The 26,216-nt window shown below is 50.8% G+C and carries 28 protein-coding genes; 26 read left to right on the top strand and 2 right to left on the bottom strand.

The features are described from left to right. Positions 1-10 precede the first annotated feature (10 nt). The 4 genes from ABT56_RS09965 to ABT56_RS09950 all read left to right on the top strand — a co-directional run bounded on the left by ABT56_RS09965 (position 11) and on the right by ABT56_RS09950 (position 3,139). The gene (locus ABT56_RS09965; RefSeq protein WP_047878719.1) at positions 11-790 is read left to right on the top strand and encodes a ParA family protein; all 780 of its coding nucleotides are present in this window, start codon (positions 11-13) and stop codon (positions 788-790) included. Then, a complete protein-coding gene (locus ABT56_RS09960; protein ID WP_053062440.1) occupies positions 780-2,138 on the top strand; it encodes a chemotaxis protein CheW in 1,359 nt (452 codons plus the stop codon). Before ABT56_RS09965 ends, ABT56_RS09960 begins: the two co-directional genes overlap by 11 nt. Before the next feature lie 78 nt (positions 2,139-2,216). Continuing rightward, positions 2,217-2,711, top strand: a complete 495-nt coding sequence (locus ABT56_RS09955; RefSeq protein WP_047878718.1) for a chemotaxis protein CheW — start codon at positions 2,217-2,219, stop codon at positions 2,709-2,711. Further along, positions 2,711-3,139, top strand: coding sequence for a DUF2802 domain-containing protein (locus ABT56_RS09950; protein WP_047878717.1), 429 nt, complete (start codon positions 2,711-2,713; stop codon positions 3,137-3,139). Before ABT56_RS09955 ends, ABT56_RS09950 begins: the two co-directional genes overlap by 1 nt. A gap of 13 nt (positions 3,140-3,152) precedes the next feature. Here ABT56_RS09950 and ABT56_RS09945 read toward each other — a convergent pair whose 3' ends face one another. Both ABT56_RS09945 and ABT56_RS09940 read right to left on the bottom strand, forming a co-directional pair. Then, entirely contained in the window at positions 3,153-3,452 is a 300-nt protein-coding gene (locus ABT56_RS09945; protein WP_047878716.1) for an EscU/YscU/HrcU family type III secretion system export apparatus switch protein, read from the bottom strand. Between the two features lie 40 nt (positions 3,453-3,492). Beyond that, the gene (locus ABT56_RS09940) at positions 3,493-4,809 is read right to left on the bottom strand and encodes a hypothetical protein (protein ID WP_157037810.1); all 1,317 of its coding nucleotides are present in this window, start codon (positions 4,807-4,809) and stop codon (positions 3,493-3,495) included. Between the two features lie 112 nt (positions 4,810-4,921). Here ABT56_RS09940 and ccmA point away from each other — a divergent pair, with 112 nt between their 5' ends. The 22 genes from ccmA to ABT56_RS09830 all read left to right on the top strand — a co-directional run bounded on the left by ccmA (position 4,922) and on the right by ABT56_RS09830 (position 26,131). Further along, the gene (gene ccmA, locus ABT56_RS09935) at positions 4,922-5,572 is read left to right on the top strand and encodes a cytochrome c biogenesis heme-transporting ATPase CcmA (protein WP_047878714.1); all 651 of its coding nucleotides are present in this window, start codon (positions 4,922-4,924) and stop codon (positions 5,570-5,572) included. Positions 5,573-5,578: 6 nt separating this feature from the next. Further along, positions 5,579-6,247 (top strand): heme exporter protein CcmB, encoded by a 669-nt coding sequence (gene ccmB, locus ABT56_RS09930; RefSeq protein ID WP_047878713.1) that lies wholly within the window; start codon positions 5,579-5,581, stop codon positions 6,245-6,247. Positions 6,248-6,558: 311 nt separating this feature from the next. Beyond that, positions 6,559-7,290 carry a heme ABC transporter permease gene (locus ABT56_RS09925; RefSeq protein ID WP_047878712.1) on the top strand — a complete coding sequence of 244 codons (732 nt, stop codon included), beginning with the start codon at positions 6,559-6,561 and terminating at the stop codon, positions 7,288-7,290. Between the two features lie 7 nt (positions 7,291-7,297). Next, positions 7,298-7,504: a heme exporter protein CcmD gene (gene ccmD, locus ABT56_RS09920; protein ID WP_047878711.1), complete on the top strand. Its 207-nt coding sequence runs from the start codon at positions 7,298-7,300 to the stop codon at positions 7,502-7,504. Further along, positions 7,501-7,986: a cytochrome c maturation protein CcmE gene (gene ccmE / locus ABT56_RS09915; protein ID WP_047878710.1), complete on the top strand. Its 486-nt coding sequence runs from the start codon at positions 7,501-7,503 to the stop codon at positions 7,984-7,986. Before ccmD ends, ccmE begins: the two co-directional genes overlap by 4 nt. Next, positions 7,986-9,980: a heme lyase CcmF/NrfE family subunit gene (locus tag ABT56_RS09910; protein WP_047878709.1), complete on the top strand. Its 1,995-nt coding sequence runs from the start codon at positions 7,986-7,988 to the stop codon at positions 9,978-9,980. Before ccmE ends, ABT56_RS09910 begins: the two co-directional genes overlap by 1 nt. Continuing rightward, positions 9,977-10,567 (top strand): DsbE family thiol:disulfide interchange protein, encoded by a 591-nt coding sequence (locus ABT56_RS09905; RefSeq protein WP_047878708.1) that lies wholly within the window; start codon positions 9,977-9,979, stop codon positions 10,565-10,567. Before ABT56_RS09910 ends, ABT56_RS09905 begins: the two co-directional genes overlap by 4 nt. Then, on the top strand, positions 10,564-11,142 hold the full coding sequence (locus ABT56_RS09900) for a cytochrome c-type biogenesis protein (protein WP_084722210.1): 579 nt from the start codon (positions 10,564-10,566) through the stop codon (positions 11,140-11,142). Before ABT56_RS09905 ends, ABT56_RS09900 begins: the two co-directional genes overlap by 4 nt. Continuing rightward, the gene (gene ccmI / locus ABT56_RS09895; protein ID WP_047878707.1) at positions 11,139-12,350 is read left to right on the top strand and encodes a c-type cytochrome biogenesis protein CcmI; all 1,212 of its coding nucleotides are present in this window, start codon (positions 11,139-11,141) and stop codon (positions 12,348-12,350) included. The genes ABT56_RS09900 and ccmI overlap by 4 nt, the downstream gene beginning before the upstream one ends. Before the next feature lie 299 nt (positions 12,351-12,649). Continuing rightward, a complete protein-coding gene (locus tag ABT56_RS09890) occupies positions 12,650-13,957 on the top strand; it encodes an ABC transporter ATP-binding protein (RefSeq protein WP_084722209.1) in 1,308 nt (435 codons plus the stop codon). Positions 13,958-14,257: 300 nt separating this feature from the next. After that, positions 14,258-15,187, top strand: coding sequence for an MlaA family lipoprotein (locus tag ABT56_RS09885; protein ID WP_240478290.1), 930 nt, complete (start codon positions 14,258-14,260; stop codon positions 15,185-15,187). Positions 15,188-16,074: 887 nt separating this feature from the next. After that, positions 16,075-17,724, top strand: coding sequence for a GspE/PulE family protein (locus tag ABT56_RS09880; RefSeq protein WP_047878706.1), 1,650 nt, complete (start codon positions 16,075-16,077; stop codon positions 17,722-17,724). After that, entirely contained in the window at positions 17,721-18,905 is a 1,185-nt protein-coding gene (locus ABT56_RS09875) for a type II secretion system F family protein (RefSeq protein ID WP_047878705.1), read from the top strand. The genes ABT56_RS09880 and ABT56_RS09875 overlap by 4 nt, the downstream gene beginning before the upstream one ends. A gap of 9 nt (positions 18,906-18,914) precedes the next feature. Beyond that, positions 18,915-19,334, top strand: a complete 420-nt coding sequence (gene gspG / locus ABT56_RS09870; protein ID WP_047878704.1) for a type II secretion system major pseudopilin GspG — start codon at positions 18,915-18,917, stop codon at positions 19,332-19,334. After that, positions 19,324-19,755: a pilus assembly FimT family protein gene (locus tag ABT56_RS09865; RefSeq protein WP_047878703.1), complete on the top strand. Its 432-nt coding sequence runs from the start codon at positions 19,324-19,326 to the stop codon at positions 19,753-19,755. The genes gspG and ABT56_RS09865 overlap by 11 nt, the downstream gene beginning before the upstream one ends. Continuing rightward, a complete protein-coding gene (locus tag ABT56_RS09860) occupies positions 19,745-20,140 on the top strand; it encodes a prepilin-type N-terminal cleavage/methylation domain-containing protein (RefSeq protein WP_047878702.1) in 396 nt (131 codons plus the stop codon). Before ABT56_RS09865 ends, ABT56_RS09860 begins: the two co-directional genes overlap by 11 nt. After that, entirely contained in the window at positions 20,137-20,829 is a 693-nt protein-coding gene (locus tag ABT56_RS09855; protein WP_169753897.1) for a PulJ/GspJ family protein, read from the top strand. Before ABT56_RS09860 ends, ABT56_RS09855 begins: the two co-directional genes overlap by 4 nt. Further along, on the top strand, positions 20,829-21,716 hold the full coding sequence (locus ABT56_RS09850; RefSeq protein ID WP_047878700.1) for a type II secretion system protein GspK: 888 nt from the start codon (positions 20,829-20,831) through the stop codon (positions 21,714-21,716). The genes ABT56_RS09855 and ABT56_RS09850 overlap by 1 nt, the downstream gene beginning before the upstream one ends. Continuing rightward, the gene (locus tag ABT56_RS09845; protein WP_047878699.1) at positions 21,717-22,859 is read left to right on the top strand and encodes a PilN domain-containing protein; all 1,143 of its coding nucleotides are present in this window, start codon (positions 21,717-21,719) and stop codon (positions 22,857-22,859) included. It begins immediately after the preceding gene. Then, positions 22,852-23,463 (top strand): hypothetical protein, encoded by a 612-nt coding sequence (locus tag ABT56_RS09840; RefSeq protein ID WP_047878698.1) that lies wholly within the window; start codon positions 22,852-22,854, stop codon positions 23,461-23,463. The genes ABT56_RS09845 and ABT56_RS09840 overlap by 8 nt, the downstream gene beginning before the upstream one ends. A 1-nt stretch (position 23,464) precedes the next feature. Then, entirely contained in the window at positions 23,465-23,965 is a 501-nt protein-coding gene (locus ABT56_RS09835) for a hypothetical protein (protein ID WP_047878697.1), read from the top strand. A gap of 12 nt (positions 23,966-23,977) precedes the next feature. Further along, entirely contained in the window at positions 23,978-26,131 is a 2,154-nt protein-coding gene (locus ABT56_RS09830) for a secretin N-terminal domain-containing protein (RefSeq protein ID WP_053062439.1), read from the top strand. The last annotated feature ends 85 nt before the right edge of the window (positions 26,132-26,216 follow it).

Raw genomic sequence — 26,216 nt, 5'->3', positions numbered from 1 at the left:
GGAGACCGTAGTGATTGTTTGGAGTATCGCTAACCAGAAAGGCGGGGTGGGTAAAACCACCACGACTGTGTCGTTGGCCGGGTTGCTCAGCGAGCGTAATAAGCGGGTGCTGTTGGTCGATACCGATCCCCATGCCTCGCTATCGACCTACCTCAATCTGGATACCGATGCGCTGCCTGCTAGTCTGTTTGATTTATTCCAGCTGACTACCATTAGCCGCGGAACGGTACAGCCGTTCATTCAGCGGACGGCTTTCAACAATATCGATATTATTCCGGCCCATATGTCTTTGGCGACGTTGGATCGGGTAATGGGCAATCGTGGCGGAATGGGGTTGGTGCTCAAAAAGGTGCTGAATTGCCTCGCCGATGATTATGACTATGTGTTGATTGACTGCCCGCCGATCCTCGGCGTGATGATGGTTAATGCGCTGGCTGCCAGCGACCGGATTTTGATCCCAGTGCAAACCGAGTTTCTGGCCATGAAAGGTTTGGAGCGAATGATGCGCACCTTGCAGATCATGGAGAAATCGCGAGCTTCGGGATTCAGGGTGACGATAGTCCCTACGATGTATGACAAGCGTACTCGGGCTTCGTTGCAAACGTTGCAGGAGCTCAAAGTGCGTTTCCCCGAGCAGGTGTGGGCATCGGCTGTCCCAATTGATACCAAGTTTCGCGATGCCAGTATCAAGCATATGCCGCCATCTATGTTCTCGCGCAGTTGCCGAGGCGTGTTCGCCTACAAAACATTACTGAACTACCTGGAGCGTCTGCAACAAGATGAGCAGTGATAAGCCTTTGTCGGGCGAACAGGCACTCGACGATTACTTTTTTGATCTGCTGATCGAGGTTGACGACGATGAGGCTGTTGCCTCAGACGTTGATGAGCCGATGCTCCTTGCCGAAGCCGAAGCCGAAGCCGAAGCCGAAGCCGAAGCCGAAGCCGAAGCCGAAGCCGAAGCCGGGCAGTTAATGCCGGAAGAGGCGGCGCTTGCGCCCAGGCGAGATGAGCCTTCGGTATTACCTGAAACTGATGCTGAACGAGTCGTCGCGACAGAGCAGGCGGTAACATCAGCGGCGGATTATTGCTCGCCGTATGACTTCTCGGTGATGGACAGTTCAGCCTCCGGGATAGATAGCCCTGTCGCCGAACCGTTCCGGCTTCAATCGCTGCACCGGGAACAATACAGTCCTTCGCGTGATTGGCTCGAGGTAGAGCTGGCACCGGGCTCACTGAGCCATGTTGAACGGCTTCTGAGCCAAGTCAGCTCGCTCAACTTTGACGAGCCGGGTACGGAGGATGAATCCGTTCTTGAGGTACTGCCTGAACCCGACGCATCACTTGAGCAAGATTGGCAGTTGGTTATGGCCCATGAGACTGGGCAGAATCAGCTCGCCGCCGAGCCAATGGCAATAGCCGATACCCAGCTTGATCTGCCTCGCAGCGAAGAGCCAGTGGTGTTTGTGGCTGACGCGGCTCCGGCCGAACCGCTTCCGGTGGCTGAGGCCACCCCGGTTGCGGATGCGCTCGAGACTGTTGAAGCGGTCGAGGTGATCGCGGAGAGTGTACCGGACAGTGCCACCGAGCAAGGTACGGCGCACTCTGATGATACCCAATGGGCGCTGGAGACAGAGGCATCGGCGGATCTTCCGCCAGACAACGGGCAGCACCAAGAGCCGTTGAGCAATGAATTTCAGGCGTTGTTCTTTGAGGTTAACGGAGTGACATTCGCGGTACCGCTGACCGATTTGGGAGGCATCCACCAGCTTGGTGAAGTCAATCACCTGTTGGGACGCCCTGCGTGGTATCTCGGGTTGATGACCGGACGTGATCACCAGTTCGACGTGGTCGATACGGCCCGCTGGGTCATGGCTGACAGGCTGAGTGATGATGAGCACCGCGAGGGATACAATTACGTGGTGATGCTCAGCGACAGTAAATGGGGCCTTGCATGTAATGCCCTGCAGGGTACCGAAACCTTGACCGAAAGTTGCGTGCGCTGGCGGGAAAATGTCGGCAAGCGCCCGTGGCTGGCTGGCATGGTAAAAGAAAAAATGTGCGCGCTAATTCATGTTAGCGAGCTGATCTCGATGCTAAATGCGGGATTGGACGTCAATACAAAGCTGGAGCAGGCCTGATCGCCTCCTGTCTCGTGGGTGAGGCGGAGGGGGCAGAGCACCAGCATAACTTATATAGCTGCAAAATGAGGAAACAGCATGTCACAGGTGAGTGTCGCTGAAATACAAAAAGAAGACAGTAATGATCAGGTCCTGCAGTGGGTGACCTTCCAATTGGAAGATGAAACTTACGGTATCAATGTAATGCAGGTACGTGAAGTACTGCGTTATTCTGAAATTGCCCCGGTACCGGGTGCGCCTGATTACGTGCTGGGTATTATCAACCTGCGCGGCAATGTGGTAACCGTTATTGATACCCGTGCCCGTTTTGGCCTGATGCCAGGTGATATTTCTGACAATACCCGTATTGTGATTATCGAAGCTGAGAAGCAGGTTATCGGTATTCTTGTCGACAGCGTCGCTGAGGTTGTTTACCTGCGCAGTTCTGAAATTGATAGTACGCCAAGTGTGGGTACCGAGGAGAGCGCCAAGTTCATCCAGGGTGTAAGTAATCGTGATGGCGAGTTGTTGATCTTGGTAGATTTGAATAAACTATTGTCAGACGAAGAATGGGATGAAATGGCGTACTTATAATGCTTGAATTGTTGTTGCAATGGTTACCACTGGTTTTGTCGCTGCTAGCAGTATTTACTGCTTGGTTTATGCTCAAGCAGGAGCGCGCTGCGCGTCAGGCTCTGGAAGGTAAATTTGCAGCGACAGAGCTTGTACTGAAGAATGCCCGCCAGCAAAACGAAAGTTTGCGTAAACAGTTTACCGAGCTGCGTACTGGCACAATGGGGATGGGACAGAAATTGTCCGAGATTGCCGAGCAGCTCGAAGAGCTGGCCGAGCGTCAGGGCGAGTTGGCGCTGCAGGATCCAGATAGCCGCCTTTATAGCCGAGCCAGTAAAATGGTCGAGCTGGGGGCGGATGTCAATGAACTGATGGAAGAATGTGACTTGCCCAAGGCCGAGGCAGAACTACTGCTTCGCCTTCAGAAAATGCACCATGCCCGCCGCTGAAGCGGCGGTAGGTTCAGATTACTTCCTCAATCCCCTCAACCCCTTCCCATCCGGGAGGGGGTTTTCCGTTAAGGACCCACGAAAAAGCAATTAGCTCGGCAATGATCCGGTAGAGCTGTTCTGGAATTTCATCCCCTTGCTCAAGCTGGTTGAGGTAGTTAGCCAGTGCCTCGTCCTCGTGGATCAGCCCACCTTGTTTTTTGACCTGTTCGATAATGTGATCGGCCAACGGGCCGTAGCCCTTTGCCGATACGGTAGGCGCACCATAGCCGGTATAGTGCAGGGCAATAGCTTTCTTGTTGTAGTCTGTCATAGGTATCAGCAATGGTTATCGGGGGATCCCAAGTTTCGGGTTAGATGACGATTTCAAATCCGCCCCGGTTCTCTTCCCTATTATCGACGGTCTTGGCCTTTAGCTTAAATGCCGGTGTGTCGGTTTCTATTCCCATACTGGCTAATCGGTGGGTAAGCAGTGGCGTCGCCCGCTCGGTACGGTTTAGCAGTACGCGGTTCTCCGAGGCGAAGTCGAGGCTTAGCGATTGTGTGTCCCAACCCGCGGTAACATCGAGGGTGTCTTGTGGGCCGACAGGCAGGTTAAGCCGGATCACCCAGCGCGGGCGGTCTTTCCCTTTTTTCTCTTTGCGTGCCTGCTCCTGTTCGACATGGAGTTTGAGCTCGCGCCCGTCAGGGCCGATCAGGCTCCACTGCATATTGGTTGGCACTGGTTCGGCTTGTGGCTGCGGGGCATGTTGGGCGGTGGCGGCTGGTTGTCCGGCGCGGTTCTCGCCGGATACCCGTTGTTCGCCAAGCATCCGCAGTAGGGCGGTGAGATCGTCCTGCTGCGACTTGGGTAACTGTTTGAGCCACTGGTTGAGCTGGCTGCCCGGCTGGCCGAGTTGGCGCAGCAGTTGTGACAGCAGCTGGCTACTGCTTGATTGGCTCAACCATTGTCCGAGCGCAGCTTGATTGGCCGGGATGGTCAACTGGCTGACAAACTGCTGCACGAGGCTTGGGATCTGGCCTGTCAGGGTTGCCGATGGCGAAGGTGCAGCGCCGAGCTGTCCGGGGGCCGGTTGGCCAGCCTGTTGGGCTGTGAGTTGAGAAAAAGTATTTAGGCTTGTAAACAAACGTTGCAAGGCATTGAAGTTCGTTAACATCTTTCCAAGCTGGCTGGTCGGCAGCGAGGCCGGTGCCTGTTTGTTTACTGGCTGCGTGTCTGTTTGTTGGTTGTTTGAGCGATTGATTGGTGTTTGGGCAATAATTTTGCCTTCGGTTGGCACTTTTTGCGTGCTAGATTGTCCACCGCTCTGGCCTGTTGCAAGATTGGCGGTATTGGTTGTTGTGGTATTGGTTGCTGCGGTATTTTGCCCCGGCAACTGGCTGGCAGCCTGATTGAGCGTTTGGTTTGCAGCCGGCCCCGGTGTCGCTGGCTGAGGTACGGTTGCTTGGCCCGGTGTCGCCCCCGGTTGTGCGGTTGGCTGTCCGCTGGCTTGTCCGTTGTTTGGCAAGGCATTTTGCTGACCGCCGGGCTGGGGGATCGCTTGCTGTCCACCCGGTAGCGGGGAGGGCTGTGGTGCCGGCAAAGTGGCGGCTTGGCCGGGTTGTTGGTTACTAGGCGGTGTTGCCGGCAGAATCGCAGGCTGTGGCATGGCGGGAATTGTCGATATCACAATTACATATCCGGTATGGGAATAATGTCCAAGGGAAGCTTGGGTATAACACAAGAACCCACGCTGTGATACTATTTGGGATCCATTGTGTCACCTAGGATACACCATTTTTATGTTGTCTGTTGAAGCGTTAAGTATCACCCGCGATGAACGGGTTTTGTTTGAGGATTTGGCTTTCTCTGTTACCTCAGGGGAGTTGGTTCAGATAGAAGGCCACAATGGTGCTGGTAAAACCACACTGCTTCGAATCTTGGCGGGATTGGGCCGGGCAGACAACGGTAGCGTGTACTGGCACGACGAGAATATCGAGTCGGCGCGTGAATATTATCATCAGGATCTGTTGTTCCTTGGCCACCAGACCGGGGTTAAGCGTGAGTTGACAGCCTATGAAAACTTGGCCTTTTTCCAGTCGATGCATATCAGCAATCCAGAGGTTGCTCTGGCTGGCGAACCTAAGGTTACGGGTGATAACAGCTTGTGGCAGGCGTTGGCCCATGTTGGTCTGGCTGGTAGGGAAGATGTGCCTGCCGGGCAGCTATCTGCAGGCCAGCAGCGCAGGGTCGCCTTGGCGCGACTGTGGCTGAGCAACCACAAGTTGTGGATCCTCGATGAGCCGCTGACGGCTATCGACAAGCAAGGGGTCAAGGTGCTGGAGCAGCTGTTCCTGTCCCACGCCCAGCGCGGCGGGATAGTTATTCTGACCACCCATCAGGATATGTTTGCAGACAGTAACCATCTTCGAAAAATTAAACTGGGGCGCTAACGATATATGATCCGCGAACTAACCCAGGTGATCCGCCGTGAGCTGCTGATCGCCTTTCGACGTCAGGCTGAGATTTTCAACCCGTTGTGGTTTTTCATCATAGTGATCACCTTGTTTCCGCTCGGTATCGGGCCTGAGCCAAATCTGTTGGCGCGCATTGCTCCGGGGATCGTATGGGTTGCCGCGTTGCTGGCGGCGTTGCTGTCGATGGAGCGTTTGTTCCGTGACGATTTTGTCGATGGCTCGTTGGAGCAAATGTTGCTGATGCCGACCCCGTTGCCGGTATTGGCGTTTGCCAAGATGCTGGCCCACTGGCTGCTGACAGGGCTGCCGCTGATCTTGATCAGCCCGTTGCTGGCGATATTGTTGTCGTTGGATTGGGCGACTTGGAAAGCGGTGGTGCTAACCCTGCTTATCGGTACGCCAACGTTGAGTTTTCTGGGATCTATCGGGGTCGCCCTGACCGTCGGGTTGCGAAAAGGTGGGGTTTTATTGAGTCTGCTCATTTTGCCGCTCTATATTCCTGTGCTTATATTCGCGACCTCCGCGATAGATGCGGCGGGCCTAGGGATGCCATACAACGGTCAATTGGCATTGATGGGGGCGATGTTGGTCGGTTCTGCCACCTTGTCTCCGTTTGCTGTTGCAGCTTCGTTACGCATAAGTGTGCAATAAATGATTACAATTAAGTAACCTAATCAGATCTTTTAGCAATTAACTGATAATGCTTACAATAGGTGGCAGTTATTTGCTTTAGACTTAAATGGGTTGAAAATTTTTTGATCTTGCCGGTAGGGATTCGGTGAGAGTTTGAGCAAACACAAGGAAGCGACCGATTGATGACGGAATACCCATTTGGGAGTATTCCACAGAGATTGGTCTAAGAGAATGATGAATAACGTTTTCTCTACTCAGGCAGCGCATGTGAGTGAGCTATCTGGTAGGCGGGAACGTACATATTACTATTACACGAGTAGAGCAGAATTATGTGGAAGTGGTTACATCCCTACGCGAAAGCTGAGAATTGCTACCGCCTTTGCGGCAGCTTGCTACCCTGGTTTTCGGTGATTGCCTTGCTGTCGATTGTAATTGGTACGGTATGGGGGCTTATGTTTGCCCCGACTGATTACCAGCAGGGCGACAGTTTCCGAATCGTTTACCTACATGTACCTGCGGCCATTTGGTCGATGGGGGCCTACATGTCAATGGCGATAGCTGCCTTTATTGGCCTGGTTTGGCAGATCCGTCTGTCTGATTACGCCGCATTGGCGATGGCTCCGATTGGTGCCGTGTTTACCGTGATTGCCCTGCTGACAGGTGCTATCTGGGGTAAGCCGATGTGGGGCGCATGGTGGGTGTGGGATGCTCGCCTGACTTCCGAGCTGATTCTGCTCTTTCTCTACCTTGGGGTGATTGCCCTATACAATGCGTTTGACGATCAGAAGACCGCTGCCAAGGCCGCCGGGATCTTGGCGATTGTCGGCGTGATCAACCTGCCTATTATTCATTTCTCGGTGGAGTGGTGGAATACCCTGCACCAAGGCGCAACGATTACTAAGTTCGACAAACCTTCAATGGATGCCAGCATGCTATGGCCACTGTTGTTGAACATTATCGGTTTTGCTTGTTTCTTTGGTGCGCTGACGCTGGTGCGTCTGCGTAATGAGATCATTGCCCGTGAAAGCCACCGCCCTTGGGTGCGTGAAATGTTGAAGTGAGGCTGCTATGCATTTTGAATCATTCAGTGACTTTTTGGCGATGGGTGGCTATGCCCCGTACGTCTGGAGCGCCTACGGTATCTCCTTTGCTGCGATGCTGTGGATCATGGTGTCGAGCCTGAATACCAAGCGCCGCATTGCGGCTGAAATCAAGAATAAGATTGCGCGCGAGCAGCGCATTAAAGAAGCGGAAAAACTGGAGAACACACTATGAACCCGAGACGTAAAAAGCGCCTGACCCTGGTGTTGGCGCTAGTGGTAGGCCTCGGCGCAACCATTGGTTTGCTGCTTTACGCGTTGAACCAGAACATGGACCTGTTCTATACCCCGACTGAACTGGTTAACGGCAAGCCTGACGGCACTAAGCCTGAAGTCGGCCAGCGCCTGCGTATTGGCGGTATGGTCGTGGCGGGGTCGGTAGTGCGTGATCCGCAATCGCTGCAGGTCAGCTTCGATGTGGCTGACGTTGGCCCTGCAGTTACCGTGAAATACGATGGTATCCTGCCGGATCTGTTCCGTGAGGGGCAGGGTATTGTGGCCCAGGGTGTACTGGTTGATTCTCGTACTATTGAGGCTCACGAAGTACTGGCCAAGCACGACGAAGAATACATGCCGCCAGAAGTGGCCGAAGCAATGAAAAAGACTCACGAGCCGCTGCAATATTCCGAAACACAACTGCAAGGTAGTTCGAACTAATGATTATTGAGTTAGGCAACTTCAGCCTGATTGTTGCGCTTGGTCTGTCGATCTTGCTCAGCATCTACCCGCTGTATGGCGCATCGGTGGGTAATCAATCTTTGATGCGGATGGCACGTCCGTTGACCTACGGGGTGTTCGGCATGATCTTGCTGTCGTTCATCATCTTGAGCTGGGCGTTCTATAGCAACGATTTTACGGTTGCCTATGTCGCCAGCAACTCCAACTCAATGCTGCCGTGGTACTACCGCTTGTCGGCGGTGTGGGGTGGCCATGAAGGTTCTCTGCTGCTATGGGTGCTAATCCAGGCGGCCTGGGCGGTGGCGGTGGCTATTTTCAGCCGCGGTATGCCGTTGGAATCACTGGCGCGCGTGTTATCGGTGATGGGTATGATCGCCATCGGCTTCTTGCTGTTTATTGTCGCGACCTCTAACCCGTTCTTGCGTACCCTGCCTTTCTTCCCGGTTGATGGCCGTGACCTTAACCCATTGTTGCAAGACCCAGGTCTGATCATTCACCCGCCATTGCTTTACATGGGTTATGTTGGTTTCTCGGTGGCGTTTGCCTTTGCGATTGCCTCGCTGATGACCGGCCGTCTTGATACTGCGTGGGCGCGTTGGTCGCGTCCTTGGACGATTGCTGCATGGTCGTTCCTGACGCTGGGTATTGCTCTGGGTTCTTGGTGGGCATACTACGAACTTGGCTGGGGTGGCTGGTGGTTCTGGGATCCGGTTGAAAATGCCTCGTTCATGCCTTGGCTGACAGGTACGGCGCTGATGCACTCGTTGGCGGTGACCGAGAAGCGCGGTACGTTCAAAGCATGGACCGTGCTGCTGGCGATTTCTGCTTTCTCGTTGAGCTTGCTGGGTACCTTCCTGGTGCGCTCTGGCGTATTGGTTTCTGTTCACGCGTTTGCCTCTGATCCGGCACGCGGTATGTTTATCCTTGGTTTCCTCGTCGTGGTGATCGGCGGCTCGCTGCTGCTGTATGCCCTGCGTGGTGGCCAGGTTCGCTCGCGTGGTAACTATAGCCTGTTCTCCCGTGAGAACCTGCTGCTTGCCAACAACCTGCTGTTGGTTGCCGGTTTGCTGGTGGTGCTGATTGGTACTCTGTTGCCGTTGGTGCACAAGCAGATTGGCCTAGGCTCGGTGTCTATCGGCGTGCCGTTCTTCAACACCCTGTTTACTTGGTTGATGATCCCGTTCGCCTTCATTTTGGGCGTGGGTCCGCTGGTTCGTTGGAAGCGTGACAACCTGTCTAGCATCAGCAAGCAGATGATCATCTCGGCCTTGGTGACTATCCCGTTTGCGGTTGGCTTCGTGTGGCTGTTTGCCGATGTGATCGAGCCAATGGCGGTATTGGGTATGGCAATGGCCGCATGGATCGTGGTGATGCACGGTTTCGAGCTCTACGGGCGAGCGACCCACCGCCACGATTTGTGGACGGGGCTTGGCAAGTTGGGCCGTAGCCATTGGGCAATGGTGCTGGGCCATATCGGCTTGGCGGTTAGCGTTATTGGTATCACTCTGGTGTCAAACTATGACATCGAGCGCGACGTGCGCTTGGCCCCGGGGCAGAGCGTAGAGGTACAGGGTTACAACTACCAGTTTGCAGGCCTGCGAGATGCAGACGGCCCGAACTATGATGGCTACATTGCCGATTTCAATATCAGCCGCAATGGTATCCATGTCACCACCTTGCATGCCGAGAAGCGTTTCTACAGCGTGGCGGGCTCGATGATGACCGAAGCGGCGATTGACAGCGGTGTTACCCGTGACTTGTACGTCGCGATGGGCGAGAAGCTGGGTGATGGTGCATGGGCGGTACGTATCTACTACAAACCGTTCGTGAACTGGATTTGGGCCGGTGCAGCCCTGATGGCACTGGGTGGCGCATTCGCAATTAGTGACAAGCGTTACCGTTTTCGCCGGAAAGCGACTAAGAAAGTGGCGGCGAACAACAAGCTGAATAAAGAGGCGAAGGCAAACGGATGAACAAGAAGCTGTTATTTATTCCCCTGGTACTGTTCCTAGGGTTGGTGGTGATGTTCATGGTTCAGCTGACCCGCAATGCAGGCGGCGATGATCCAACCAAACTTGAATCGGTATTGGTTGGCAAGCCTGTTCCTAAGTTCAAGCTTGAGGACTTGGTCGAGAGCGGTAAGCTTTACCAGCAAGATATCTTCAAGGGTGAGCCTCTGCTGCTTAACGTATGGGCGACATGGTGTCCGACCTGCTATGCCGAGCACACCTACCTTAACCAACTGGCCAGCGAGGGGGTTAAGATTATCGGTTTGAACTATAAGGATGAGCGCCTAAAAGCCGTGAAGTGGCTCAACGAGCTAGGCAACCCGTATATCCACAGCCTGTTTGATGGCAACGGGATGCTGGGGATGGATCTGGGGGTTTACGGCGCACCGGAAACCTTCTTGATTGATGCCAACGGCATTATCCGCTACCGCCATGTTGGCGATGTGAACGACCGTAATTGGAATGACAAGCTCAAGCCAATGTACGAAGCGATGATCAAAGAGGCTCAGGCGGGTCAAGCGAATGTCGCCAGTCAGGAGGCGAAAGGATGAAATCTGTAAACCTGTTCAAAGGCGCTTGCTCGGCGTTTTTTGCTGCGGCGCTGACAGTAACGGCTTATACCTCGGTGGCGGCCTTGACGGCAGTTGCAACAGCCCCGGCAGCCGTGGCTGCGATTGATGTTTACGAGTTCAAAGACGTTGAGCAGGAGAAGGAGTTCCATGAGCTGACCCAGACCCTGCGCTGTCCTAAATGTCAGAATAACAGTATTGCCGATTCCAATGCCCCGCTGGCGCAAGATATGCGTCAAAAGGCATTCGAGATGCTTAACGAAGGCAAGAGCAAAACCGATGTTGTTGATTACATGATTGCCCGTTACGGGAATTTTGTAACCTACAACCCGCCAGTGATGATGTCGACCATCATTCTTTGGGCCGGTCCGGTGGTGTTTATTCTGGTAGGCTTTACCGTACTGGTACTCCGTTCGCGCAAGCGTGGTGAACCGGTGACGGACAGTAAGTTCGATGCCGAGGAGCAGGCCCGCCTCAAGGCCTTAATGACTGAACTTGACGCATCGGAGAACGATGGCAACAACGCTGACAACCAGAACGGGAAGGTGAGCAAATGACGATGTTTTGGCTAATTACCGTTCTGTTGGTGCTGGCTGCTATCTTGATTTTTGTTCTGCCGATGTACCTTGGCAAAGAGCAGGATGACGATGCGAGTCGTGACGAACTGAACAAGGCGTTCTTCAAAGATCGTATGACCGAGCTGGAATCGGAAAGCAGCGAAGGCTTGGTAAGCAATACGGATGAGCTCAAAGTCGAGCTTCAGCAGTCGTTGCTTGATGATGTGCCGGCCAATGCCAAGCAGCAGGCGAGCCATGTCAGCCCTATGATGCTGATCCCTGGCCTGATTGTACTGGTGGCAGTGTGTTACGGCATGTACATGAAAGTTGGTAGCTTGGATAAGGTGCAGAAATGGCAGGATACTATTGATCGTTTGCCTGAGCTGACCCAGCGTTTGATGAAGAGCGATGACGAGCCGCTGACCGATCAGGAAATGAGCGATCTGTCGCTGGCGTTGCGTACCCAGATGCAGAGTCGACCAGATGATGCGACTGGCTGGCTGTTCTTGGGTCGCATTGGCATGGCGAACCGTGATGCTGATACCGCGCAAAGTGCGTTGGAGAAAGCCTACCGCTTGGATCCTAATAATCCGGATGTACTGTTGAGCTACGGTCAGGCATTGCTGATGATTGGTGACCCCGCTCAAAGTGATAATGCCCGCCAGTTGCTGCGTCAGGTGATCCGTATTGATCATACTAACCTGCAGGCGATGTCGCTGTTGGCATTCGATGCCTTCGAAAAGGGCGAGTTCGAGCATGCGGTGGCTTACTGGAGCATGATGAAGCGCCTGATCGGTGAAGATGACAGCCGTAACGAAATGCTGGATCGCAGTATCGAGCGCGCCAAGGCCCAGATGAAAACGGCAGGCAACACGGCAGATTCGGTTTCGGTGAAGGTATCGTTGGCGCCTAGCGTTGCTGTACCAGAGCAGGGTATTGTGATTATCTCTGTACATTCAGCAGACGGCGCACCTATGCCGGTGGCCGCCAAGCGACTGCCGTTATCGGCGTTCCCGCTCGAGCTGACCCTGACAGATGGTGATAGCATGATCCCTGAGCGCCCAATGACATCGCTTAAAGAGATGACCATCAAGGCTCGTATCGATACCGACGGTAACGTTATGACCAAGAAGGGTGACTGGTACGGTGAAAGTAAGGTCGTTCCATTGGGCGGCGATGCTCAAATCGTTATTGCCGAACAGTATTGACGGTATCTTTCATCTCGAATTGAAAACCAAAAGCCAGATGCGGGAAAGCATCTGGCTTTTTTTTCAGTTGAAGGTGCAGCCCAAGGATCCGTAACAGGGAAATGGGGGAAACTTGTGGCTATAGCATGATGTTGATACTATCAACGGCTTGAAAATAAAGTGCTGTATTCACAAGTTAGTTACCTTTTAAGTATATTTATTAAAGGTAACATTTGCTGTGGCGGTAATACGATAGCTTTCTTTTCGCCTTTCCAAGAGGGTGAATGCAGTTTCCTGAAGTGATGTAAGGCAGTAAGATTATGACAGCAATAAGCGTTAGAGATATTGAAAAAACATACGTGGTTTATGATACGCCATTGGATTTACTGAAAACATCTCTGCTGAAAAACAAGGCCAAACGCGAATTTGCTGCATTGAAAGGGATTACTTTCGATGTGAAAAAAGGTGAGACAGTCGGCATTGTCGGACACAATGGCAGTGGCAAGTCCACCTTGTTGCAAATCATAACCGGTGTGCTGAAGCCTACCTCGGGAGAGGTGGAGGTATCAGGGCGAATTGCGGCATTGCTGGAACTGGGTTCTGGGTTCAATCCTGAGTTTACCGGCCGTGAAAACGTCATTTTCAATGCGTCGATTTTGGGCTTGAGCAAAGAAGAGATCGATGCCCGTTTTCAGGATATTGTTGATTTTGCGGCGATTGGGGATTTCATCGATCGCCCGGCCAAGACCTACTCGTCAGGAATGATGCTGCGTCTAGCATTTGCGGTTGCCATCAATATCGACCCAGAGATCTTGATTGTTGATGAGGCATTGGCTGTGGGTGATGACGCGTTCCAGCGCAAGTGCTTCTCACGGATCAAACAGCTTCAGGATCAAGGCGTTAGTATTTTATTGGTTTCACACAGTGCGGGAAGCATTGTCGAACTATGTGATCGCGCTGTCTTGATCGATCATGGTGATCTGCTTATGGATGGCAATCCCAAAGATGTTATTAATAACTACCATAAGTTGCTGCATATGGAACCGTCGAAGCGTGATGCCTTCAGACAGCGCATTATCGATGGTACATTGGATGACGAGAAAGCCGAAGAACGTAAAAAAGAGGTTGAGGTAAAAGTCGACCAGTCGCTATTTAATCCCGAACTCAAGCCATCCACTACCGTGTGGTATGCAGGTCGCGGGGCGACGATTTCCAACCCGCGAATGACCAACGAGCAAGGTAACATTGTTAATATCCTAACTTCGGGCAAGCCGTATACATTCTGTTATGACGTCGATTTTTCAGAAACCGTATTTGGTGTCGGCTTCGGTATGATGATTAAGACCTTGTCTGGGTTTGAAGTGGGCGGGGCAACCTCGCATAAAGATTCTCAGGTAGTGCTTGATGTGGTGGATGCCGGATCACGCGTATCGGTACAGATTCAATTTAACTGCATGGCAAGAAATGGCACCTATTTTATCAACTGTGGCTGTACCGGGATGATTGACGGGGCGCTGGAGTTCTTGCACCGGGGCGTGGATGCATTGATGTTCACCGTGATTGAAGAGAGTCAGCGCAGTACCGGTATTGTTGATTTTTCGCCGCAGTATAACTTCACGATTAACTGATGGTTTAGTTGTCGGGCATATTCGTAGCCATGACCATCTTGGTCATGGCTTTATTGCATATCAGCTCGACAAAAACAAAGATTCTTTGATGAAACATCTCGTTGCCACTCGAATCGGTATAAGATACTTGTTAAAAAGTGGCGAACGGTCGCTAGTTATCTTTATGGGTGTTGTTGTTTGGCCTGCAATTTCCGGCACTCAACACTGCTGCTCATCGCAATGAGCATATTAAGGTAACTTGGGTATAATATTTATATGCTTTTTAATAATGGTTAGGTAATTGACTTCATGGTTCACCCTTTGAAATACAAGCGTGTATTGGCGTTCGCTGTTGCATTGGCTATGTCCGGATGTGCCCAGACTCCATCTTCAACTTCAGTATTGGAAACGAGCGACGAAAGTGTTGCTGGTGGTGTCCAGAGCGGCACCAGTGAGCAGGCAGAAACAGTGGCGCTGGCAGTAACAGCACAGTCGGGGGATAGCGGTGATGAAACTGATGCCGAACTGCTGGCCGAAATAGAAGCGGAAGTGGATGAGCAGGGTGATTACCCGGTTCCCGGCGTCTATGATCCTTTTGAAAATTTTAATCGCGTGATGTGGAGCATTAACTACGATTACCTTGACCCGTATATTGCCCGGCCGGTATCGATAGCGTATATGGATTATGTTCCTTCTTTTGTTCGTACTGGCATCAAAAACTTTCTCGCCAACCTTGATGAACCTGCCAGTATGATCAATAGCGCCGTGATGCTGGAAGGTGAGCAGGCGGTGGCGCATTTCAACCGCTTCTGGATCAACAGTACCTTTGGGGTCGCAGGCTTGATTGATATTGCGTCGGCTGCGGATATACGTAAACCCAACGATCGTGAATTTGGAGACACTATGGGGCGCTACGGTGTACCGAATGGTCCTTATTTCATGGTGCCGATGTATGGTCCGATTACCTTGCGTGAAGGCGCAGGGGATATGGTCGATGATTTGTACTTTCCGTTAGATTTGTTGACGTTCTGGCAAAGCTTGGGTAAATGGGCATTTGAAGGGATGGAATCACGGGCAGCACTGGTACCGCAAGAGGCCTTGTTGAAAGACTCGCCAGATCCTTACATTTTTACTCGTGATGCTTATATCCAGAATAAGAATTTCAGTGCAACAGGCGGTGTAGTGAGTGAAGATACGGTAGAGGAAGATACGTATCTTGATGATTACCTAGACGAAATCGACGCCGAATAGGTTACCGTATTTTTTATCGTTTAATAAAAGCCAGCATGATTGCTGGCTTTTGTTCGTTTATTGAGCACTTGAATATTATTTTTTGATTTTGAGTGCAACAAAATATAACCCGACATTTAATGCAAGTGAGTGTTTGAATCGAAGGCGAGAGTGAATAAGCACAAAAGAGATCGGTAAAAATGTTTGTGCTTTAAGGTTGTACTTGATTCATCATTTACGGATAAGATTTACTAGAGATAAATGGATACAAAGGGGTAATAATGACAAGGTCGTACACGCTGTTAGTTTTTTGATTATTTTTTTGTGTTTAATTAATTATCCCGAATATATGTCCATTCATTAAATTGTGATATTGAACAATATCTCTTGGTATATATTTTTGGTCGTATTTAGGTTTTGTTGCCTCTGTCTTTGTGATGTCCAAATATAGTCGTCGCACTTATATCTTATTGTTATTTATGATATTTTTTATTTTGCTTTCGTTGTTGGTGTTAATCTGAACTTAGCGGTGTAAATAAACAGTTTGTTTTTCATTTTCACTTGAATTGATTTATCATGAGGCTCCTTTGATATAAGGCTGTTTTTTGGATGTGACTTATATCATCAATGCAGATAAAAATGTGACACAGCGCTTGTTATTTTCATAAATGATGGGGCTTATTGTAAATATGCCTTTTTAGATTGAAGTTTGTATATTAAAGCAATATGTATTCCCCTTGGAAATAACCTGTCTTGTTTCACGTACTATTCTGTCGGTTATAAAGATAAAACGAAGGCGATTTGCAGTGTGAGTACGGGTATGCCGAAGAAAGCTCGCACTGTGCTGGATGTATCGCAAATAGCACACTTTTTGCTGCAGGCAGAAAAGAGTCGAATTAGGTCGGGGTATGACTAAGAAAATAGGGCAAATACTGGTTGATAACCGAGTTATCACCACTGAGCAATTAGATGAAGCGTTAGCCGCTCAGCAAAAAGACAGCCGCCTTGTGGGTGAAATACTCATTGCTTTGGGTTATTGCTCAGAGGAGCAGTTGCTTGACGGTTTGTCTTTGCAGTTGAGCGTCCCTCGACTCAGTGGGTTTCTTGAACTGCAAAATATCCCGACGATTGAAGATTTAGTATTCGAGGACTTTGGTCTCAACCCTTCGTGGTGGGAGCAGCATCAGGCGTTTCCGCTTGAAGCAGCGACCGATGTTATTTGGATTGGTCTTAATGATGTTTTCGATTCATTTGTTATCGAGGCATTGGAAAAAGCCACCGGTAAGCAAGTCATTCCTGTCTTTTGCAGTACGTTCGAACTGCGCAAGTTATTTTCCAATGTTGAAAAACAGCCTACCGGCAGTGTGTCGGCCGATGTGCTGGATGACTCGTCTGCACCGGTCGTTAAGTTTGTCAACGATATCATTCAACGGGCGATTACTGCCAAGGCGTCGGATTTGCACTTTGAGATTTTCAAAGGTGTGTTCCGGGTACGTTTCCGTATTGATGGCGTGATGCAGGTTGTGGATCAGCCCGGATTGGCGATGCATGCTGCTGTTATTTCTCGCCTGAAGCTAATGGCTTCACTTGATATATCGGAAAAACGTCTGCCTCAAGACGGGCGTATTCGCGTTCGCCTGGCGGGGAAAGTGGTTGATATTCGTATGGCAACGACGCCGACGGTACATGGTGAAAACGTCGTTTTACGTTTGCTGACCAACGAAAATAGCCAGGCGTCTACCCAGTTGACCATGTTCCCTGATCATATGGTCGATTTGCAGGAAGTGATCCGGCAGAAAAACGGTATCTTCCTGATCACCGGCCCGACAGGTAGTGGTAAAACGACATCGCTGTATACCATTCTCAATCAGCTCAACAACGAAGATACCAAGATTATTACCGTTGAAGATCCGGTTGAATACCAGATGGCGGGACTGACTCAGATTCAGGTTCATTCGGAAATCGGCCTGACGTTTGCCAAGGTATTGCGCTCATGCTTGCGTCAGGATCCCGACGTAATGCTGGTGGGTGAGATGCGAGATACCGAAACTGCCCAAATAGCTATTCAGGCCGCGCTGACGGGTCACTTGGTGCTCTCAACGCTCCATACCAACGATGCGCCGAGCAGTTTTGTTCGCCTTAAAGATATGGGTATTCCCGATTACCTGATCAAATCCTCCATTGTTGGTGTGATGGCCCAGCGACTGTTGCGCAAGTTGTGCCCGCATTGTAAGTCTCCGCATCATCAAGGTCATGAGAAGGCGCAGCAGCTGGGGCTACCCGCCATTATGGAGGCGTATCCCGGTCTTGTTGAACAGCCGGCTTTTTTCCAGCCTCAAGGTTGTCCGCAGTGTAATGAAACCGGTTATGTCGGGCGTTTTGCTGTTTTTGAACTGCTCAATATCACCACTGATGCCGATAAATTGGGCGAGATGACGACCAAAGAGCTCGAGGCATTGGTGGCGAGCAAACAGATGCGAACCTTGAAGCAAGACGGCCTGTTGCGTGCTGCACAGGGACTGACATCGCTTGATGAAGTATTAAGGGTGCTGGGATGAGTTTTTTCCAGTACATCGGCCGTAATCCCCACGGCGAAACGGTAGAGGGCTGGATAGCAGCCGATTCTATGCCCATGGCCAAGGAAAAACTGGAAGCCAAGCGGATTCAGCCTTTGGTTGTACGCAAGGGTGTTGAGCGCATTCCACTGAAAGTAGACCGCGAAGCCCTGCTAACCAGCTTGCGGGAACTGGCCAGCTTGCGCAAAAGCGGGATGGGATTGGACAAGGCGGTGAATGCCATTGCCGAACTTAGCGAGGACAAGCACCTCAAGCAGGCATGGAAGAAAGTCCACGAGTTTCTGCACAACGGCTTTAGCTTGTCAGAAGCACTGGAATGCCAGCCCTTTGTATTTCCTCGTTATGTGCCCTCTATGGTGCGGTTGGGCGAAGCCAATGGTGATCTGCCAACAGCGTTGTACAGCATTGCCCAGCGGGTAGAGAAAGAAGCTGAGTTGGTCGGCGAGATCAAAAGTGCCCTGACTTATCCTGCGTTTCTGGTGGTGTTCAGTATTTCTATCTTGCTGTTTCTATTTAGTTTCGTACTTCCTAACTTTGAATCTATGGTGGATTCGGAGAGTGGGCAGAGCTCTGCGTTGGCGACCTTGCTTGCGGTGGCTGATTTCTTTAACAGCAACATGACGATCGTCATGACGGTGTTGATTTTTACTGTTGGCCTGACGGTGTGGGGCATTCAGGAAGGGCGGGTGCAGGCGACGTTTTACCGCATTGCAGGCCGGCTGCCGTTTACCCGCGACGTGATTGCCTATTGGGACATCATCGAGTTCTCTTCCAGTATGTCCCGGATGTTGGGGGCCGGTGTAGACCTGCTTGAAGGGGCATTGCTTTCGGCCGAAGGCCTCTCCCAAGAGCGGTTGAGACGGCGGCTCGCCGACGCGGTGAACGGCATTAAGCAAGGGGAGTCATTCTCTGATTCGCTGCGCAAGAAAGAAGTATTCCCTAACTTGGTGATCCAGATGATCGCGGTTGGTGAGAACGGGGCGACATTACCAGAGAGTTTCGGTGAAATCGCCGTATTGTACGAGCGCCGCATGAAAAACGCGTTGAAGCGGGCCATTACCCTGCTTGAGCCCTCAGTCATTGTCGTGATGGGGGGATTGATCGGCTCCATCATGATCGTCCTTATCTCGGGCATTATTTCAGTTAACGATATCGCAATATAGGTTGTTCTTATGAAAGTTGAAAAACGCGGTCAACAGCGTGGCTTTACCCTGATCGAAATGCTCGTTGTTTTGGTGCTTATCTCCTTGCTGGCCGGTCTGGTCGGGCCCAAATTATTCAATAAGGTTGGCTCGTCAAAGACCAAGGTCGCCTCGGCACAAATCGAACTGTTCTCCTCGGCATTGAATACCTACCGCCTTGATGTCGGTGATTATCCGACAACAGAGCAGGGCTTGCCTGCATTGATGAGTGCCCCGGGCTCTGCCGTGGGTTGGGATGGTCCTTACCTGGCCAAAGATGTGCCTGCTGACCCTTGGGGCAAGGCATATATGTACAAACTCAAAGATAATGGCGACTTTGCCCTTTACACCCTAGGTAAAGACGGCAAAGAAGGCGGTACCGGTGAAAATGAGGATATCGGTGTCTTCTAAGTCGCATCAGGGTTTCACGCTCATTGAACTGATGGTCGTGCTGGTGTTGATATCGTCAATGGTCGGTTTTGCCGCCCCCAAGGTATGGAACTTCTATGCCAAACGGGTAGAGCAAGGCGAGGTCGATACCGTTGTTGCTCGTATCGCAGCACTAAAGCGTGAATATCGCCGGGCAGGCAAGCCGCTCATTATCAATCAGGGTGATTACTTGTCTCAGGATCGGCAATCAGCCTCCCGGCTCGCTTTGGTTACTTTGCCTGAGGGCTGGGCGGTTGCCGAGGCCGAGCAATTGCGTTTTTTGGTCAACGGTGTAACCAATGGCGGCGAGGTGTTTTTGCAGGCCCCATCTGGTTTGAGTTGGCGCATTTGGTACCGCCCGTTGGATGGTGATGTAGAGGTATCGCAGGTTTATGCGCAATAGCAAAGGCTTTGGTCTTATTGAGGTTTTGGTTGCCTCGGTTGTCTTGGTGAGCTTGCTGGCGGCGGTCCTTCCATTGTTTGATGCCGGGCAGAATCAGTTGGCAAAGGCCGAGAAGGTCGCCGTTATGCTGTCGGCAAAAAAGCGGATATACCATCGTATTGCCGAGGTAAACCCGGCGGAGCAAAGCAGCGGCAAGGGTCATGACGGTCATTGGGAGTATCGCTGGCAAGCCCGGCGGATTTCTGATTTTCGCCAGCAGCATTCCCGAGAAGCACTGGTTCGCTATCAGGTCGCGTTGTACCAGATTAACGTCAGTATCTACCCCAATGAGAGCCAACAGGCGTTGGATCAGTTTCGGTTTAAACATCTGGGATGGAAGAAGTGAAGCGGCAACAAGGTTTCACCATCATAGAGCTGCTGGTTGCATTGACGATTTTCTCGTCAGTATTGGCGATTACGCTGACGGCGTTTGACCAAGGGGTAAATACCTGGAAGCGTTCGCTGCGAGGAATGAGCCAGCAGCAATACGTATTGAAAAGAGAAGCATGGTTCTACCCGCTTTTCGAGCAGGCGATTTCGGCCCAGTATGTGTATCCGGGCGGTTCGCTTGGCGCATATTTCGAAGGTTCCCCAAGTGAGATGCAGTTTATTTCGGCTTCGCCAGTACTGACGGGCCCAGGTCGAACAGCAGCTATTCAGCTTAGGGTTAAGGCCAATGGTAGTGGTTTTAATCTGGAGTATCGTCAGAAATTCAATGCAGATATTCAGCGTGGTATTAACTGGGGCGATGAACAGTGGTTTGTACTGCTCGAAGGTATGAAGACAATTCGCTTTAGCTATTATGCCGGTCAGCATTTACCTTTTAATGGCGATGTCCGCAGTGTTGAACTCCGCTATCAGCAGTATTACCGAGATGCTCCCGAGTGGATTACCCATTTTACCGCCAAGCTGGAAGAGAGTTTGCCCAACCGAGTTGGTATTCAATTTGAAACGGCAAATAGCCAAACATGGCAGTGGGAGTTTCCCGTTATCTATCACAGTGATGCATTGTCACCGATGTTCGGGAGGGGCTGATGAAAAAAGAAAAAGGGGCGATTCTACCGTTAACCCTGATTGTTATGGCCATTTTGTCAGTATTGGCGATGGGTGTAATGGCAAAAGCCCGTAGTGCCATCGAAGAGGTTGCCGATAAAAAGCAGGAATTTAGTGATTTCTTGTCAGTCAGCGATGCGGTGCAAGAAATTGTCTTTGTATTGTCAACCGGAACACCTGAGCCGGGACGCTTTATGCTCGAGGGCAAGTCAGTTCCCGTTGATGGCTCGCTTTTCAATATTGATGGTGTTGAGGCGAGCGTGCAGGATAACGCTGGGCTGATCAGCTTGGCATTGGCTTCTCAGGAAAACTTGTTTCGTCTATTTCGTCTTTATGTCGAGCCCTCAGAGGCCAGTGATTGGGCGAGTATTGTTAACGAGTGGCGCAAGCCTGGCGGTTTTGGCCGGATGCCTACTATGGGCGACGATGATGAAGTGCTGCCACGTAACTCCTTTATGCGTGGTGTCGACGAGTTATTGGAAATATCGGTCATAGCGCAAAGCGGAGTATTCAACACAGGCAACGAAAAAGTCCCTCACGGATTGAGGGATTACTTGGTAGTCGGTGGTGTTGGTTGGCAAAACTATGCCTCAATGCCAGCAGAATTGCTGGCTGGTGTGTTTGGTGTCAGCGAGTCACAGTTAGAGAAATTGGTTGAAGCTCGAGAGAAAGGAGAATGGCAGCAGTTTGCGCAGTTGCAGCGCGCTGCCGGGCTGTTTGACGAAATGGGTAGCGTAGCCAGTAACCGTTTTTTGATCCGGTTGCATGGCAAGGCTTTTTCAGCAAGAACAATGGTTGAAGTAGCGGCCGGAGGCTTGCCGCTTTACAAACGGACGTTATGGCAATACCCAGATGCTGCAAGGTATTAAATGAAAGACAAAAATAGCAAAACATGGATTGCGCATTACGAAATCGTCGCCGATGAGCAAGGCCATCGAATGACGTTGGGTGGCGAGCCGTTGGCTGGCCCGGTTAATGCCCAAATATTGGACAAGGTAATCTGGCTCGTTCCGCCTCAGCGCTGCTTGTTCAAGCAGCTTGAATACGATGCGGAATATGTGACGGCCGGAGAAATAGCCGAATGCCTGAGTTCAGATATCGAGCAATGGACCATTTGGCCGCAGACTGCCTCGTATTTTCAAACCCAGAAAGTGGGTGAGTCTTGGCGGGTCGCGGTATGGATCTGGGATGAAAGTGTCGAGCAAGGTTTGCTTGGCGATATAGCGCCAACCCATATTGTGCCTTTGAGCGCTTATCTGGCCAGCGCGGTAGGGCCGCAGCAGGTACTGCTGCACAGTGTGCTAGGACAGCATTGGTCATTGGCAGTTGACCAACATGGTTTGGTTCAGGGGGTACACCCTGTTACGACACCATTACAGCAACAGCAGTGTGAGCGCCGTTATCAACGTTGGATTGCCAGCAATGATGCCCTTTTCCAAATGGGTTACCGAGGAGAGTGGAACAAAGATGCGTTGCCACTGGAGTTCAAACCTAAGCGCAGTGTTATCGCTGCCGGTAAGCGCAAGGGCGTTACAGACTTCACCGATATACAGACATACCTCAAGCCGCTTGGCGCAATCGCCTTGGCGGCAGTGGTATGGATTGCCGGTGATTATTTGATTGTCAGCAGCACTCAGTCTGAGCTCGAAGCGCAATCTGCGTCATTGGCGATGCCGAGTCGCGAAGCTGTGACTATTCGTCAACATCTGGAGTTCGAAAAGAAAAAACTCCGTGCGATTACGCATTACAAGCAAGAGCAAGTAGCCATTGGCCAGATCCTTCAGGCTCTTAGCAAACAGCTCCCTCATGATACTTATCTCACTGCGATAGAGGTAGAAATGCCGACAGTCACTTTGGTTGGGCAAGGGGTTAATGTTGCTGAGTTGCCAGCGGTGTTAGAACAGTGGGAACAAGTGAAAAGTGCGGCATTTATCAGTGATATCCGCCAAGTTAGCAATAACCGAGAGAGCTTCCGTTTGCAGCTTGAATTGAAGGAGGCTAGCCATGATTAAGCAGTTACAGCCTGTTATGGACAAGCTGGATCACGAACTTGATAGTCCATTGATTCGGTGGTCGTTGTTATTGATTGCCATTTGTCTGTTTTGGTCGGTTGTTATTAACCCATATTTCAGTTGGCGTAGTGGTGCGATAGAGCAAATAGAGCGCCAAACGGTGCAGATTGCTAAGCAGCAGCGCGCTGTTGATAGCCTTGTCAAGCTGCGTGAACTTGAGCAAGACGTCAAGGCCATCAATGCCGGTAATGCCAATGCTTTGCTCAAGGAAACCTCTGACTCTTCGGCACAGGGAGGGCTGATGGCGCTATTGAATCCGTTAATTCGTAACAATGATCTTAAAATTAACGGTCGCCGTTTCGATGTTGGTCCAGTAGTGCCGAATCTGGGGGCTGAAGTGTTAATACGCCTGACTCTGAGGGGAACCACTAAGCAGATCATGACTTTTCTAGACGGAGTGACTCAGTCAGACACGTTGATTGTAGCCAAGCCCGTACAAATAAGAACGTTGCAGGATGCCACTGAATTGCAGGTCACTGTATCGGCTTACCGTAAGTTGCCAGACAGCGAACTGAAACAACTGTCGCAGGCAAAGAGGAATTAACATGACATCAATGAAGGTAGGTGTATTGGCTTTGGTTTTGACGGTAGCCGGAGGATGGGGGGCGACATGGCTCTCTCTTGCTGATCATGAGGAAAATTATGATCCGCTGGCTCTAGCTGGGGTTAAGCAAACGGAAGTGATAGCACCTCATTGGTTGGATAACTATGCCAGCAGTGATTTGTTCAGTAGGGATCGCAGCCCGCTTGGAGAGGGAATACCTGCACAACTTGAGGAAAGTAGCGAAAAGTCAGCATCTACACAAAGTGATCAAGAGATTACCAAGCAACAGGTGGCCGGAAAACAATGGAAATTGGTTGCCATTATCAAGGAAGACAAAGCACAAGCCCTGATTGAAATGGCGGATGCCAGTTTTATGACCTTGGGTGAAGGGGATGAGCTGCCAGACGGTAGAACCATCAACAAAATTGGTACTCGTCAGATTTGGTTGGCAGATAAAAATGCCGCTGCGTTGACGCAGGTTGAACTATTTAGATTTGAGTAAGTGGAAAACATAATGAAACAGCGAACAGCCAGAGGACTGGCAGTAACAGGGATTGTGCTAATGTTAGGCGGATGTGCCGCCCGGCCGTATGGGGTTGAGTCGCTACCACCGGCCCCGACCAATCATACCGAGCGCAACAGCCAGCTGAAAGTGTCTGAAGGGCAGGCCAAGAAAATGGAAGCCGGTCAGACACAATTCAACAATGGACCGGCCGTTCCGATGTTGCGTGCGAACCGGGACTCGAACTTGGCGGCAGAAACGCTGAAGTTGTCCACGAATCCTGTTACGGTGAATGCGCAGAGCCTGGCCCTGAATAAGTTTATCAACCTCACGTTGGGTGAAATTCTCGGGGTGAACTATATCGTCGACCAGTCATTGGCGGATAATACCCAGCCAGTGACTTTGCATATTTCAGAGCCGGTCAATCCGGGTCGTATGCTGGGTTTGGTTGAAGAGGTGCTGCGCCTGTCAGATGTCGCTTTATTGCAAGACAAAGGGCTGATCAAGGTCGTACCGCTGTCAAAGGCGACTAACTTATCGCCGGAAATTGTCGAGCGCAACATGAAACGCCTGCTACGCTATGGTCAGGTTATTGAGTTTGTGCCCGTCAATCACTTGCCGTTGGGGCAAGCCTCGCAGTTGGCGATGACATTTGTAACCCAGGGCAAAGGCCGAGTATTGTCACAGGCTCATTTGAATTCGTTGATTCTTGTTGGCGAACAGCAGGATATTGCGCGGTTTCGGGAGCTGTTTACGCTTATCGATGTACCGTCACCAGTATCGAATTTTACTACTATAGTTACACCAGCGTTTATTTCGGCAGATGAGTTGGTTGTGAATGTTAATCAAACATTGCCATTGCAAGGTGTCCCGGTTGTTAATACTCAAGTCAGTGAAAAAGGTCTTGTGAGCCAATCGGGAGTTACTGGCGTGTCGATTACCCCGATTGGTGATAGCAACCGAATTTTGCTGACCGCCAGCAGTCGCAGTTGGTTGGATTTTACCAAGCAGTGGATCCGCCAGCTTGACAGGCCAAAGCAGACCGTTGCTGGTGAAATGAACATTTTTACCTACTTTATGCAAAATGCCCAAGCGCAAGATATTACCGACGTGATTAATCAAGTTTTTGGTAATAGTAGTGGTGCCGGCGTTTCTACCAATAAAGCTGAGACCAAGAAGACAGAGTCGGCGGTGCGGCCAGCTACTCTTGCAGGCTCTGGATCATCATTGGATAAAAGTAAGTCTTCTTCGTTATCGGCGGTGACTGTCGGTAACGATAAGTTCAAGATTGTGGTTGATGAAACTCGTAATGCACTGATCTTCATGGGAACCTATGATGAATATGCGCGAGTGGTTGAGTTGCTTAAAGTTCTGGATCGTCGTCCGCGTCAGGTATTAATTGAAGCCTCCGTAATGGAAGTGACCCTTGATGACAGCTTGGATCTTGGCGTGAACTGGAACGTCAAAAACGGCAATGTCGATGGTGGCAAAATCAATGGCGGCACCAGTGGTGAGGGTGGTATCAAATTGGCGGCTGGCGGTTTGCTGCTCAATGGCACGTTTGGTGATTTTACTGCCAATTTGAGTGCGGCGGCGAAAGATGGCAAGGTACATATTCTGTCCAGCCCGCGTTTGCTGGCCAAAGATGGTGAAGAGGCCAAAATTTCTGTCGGTACTCAAATTGCCGTGAAAACGGGATCAGTAACTAGTGGTGAGAGTAACGGTTCAGTAACGGATAGCTTTACTTATGTAGATACCGGCGTGATTCTTGAACTGATGCCAACCATTAACGAAAATGGCTTGGTTGAGCTTGCTGTTTCTCAAGAAGTGAGTGAAGCGGGAGAGAGCGAAGGAAATACTCCGCCAATTTTGAAGCGCCATGTTGAAACGGTATTGGTGGCAGAAACCGGCCAAACTATCGTCTTAGGTGGTTTGATTAGCCAGAACCAGAGTTCAACGGTGACCAAGGTGCCATTGTTGGGTGATATCCCCGTGTTGGGACACCTATTTAAGGCAACTAATGTAAAAGATCGTAAGACCGAGTTGATTATCACGATCACTCCACACATTATCTACAACCGCTCAGATGCTGACTTCTATACTCAGGAATTTCGCAGTTTGTTTGGTTGGGATTTGGTACCGCCACAAGTCGGTATCGAACTGTAACACGTAAATAGTTAATAAGTGCAAAGGCCAGCTACGAAAGTAGCTGGCCTTTTTTATTTTCGCAGTAAGGACATACGGTTTAGCG

This window comes from Photobacterium aquae (genome assembly GCF_001029445.1).
Classification (GTDB): Bacteria; Pseudomonadota; Gammaproteobacteria; order Enterobacterales; family Vibrionaceae; genus Photobacterium; species Photobacterium aquae.
The sequence above is the reverse complement of the archived record's forward strand: the minus strand, read 5'-3'. Positions and strand labels throughout refer to the sequence as shown.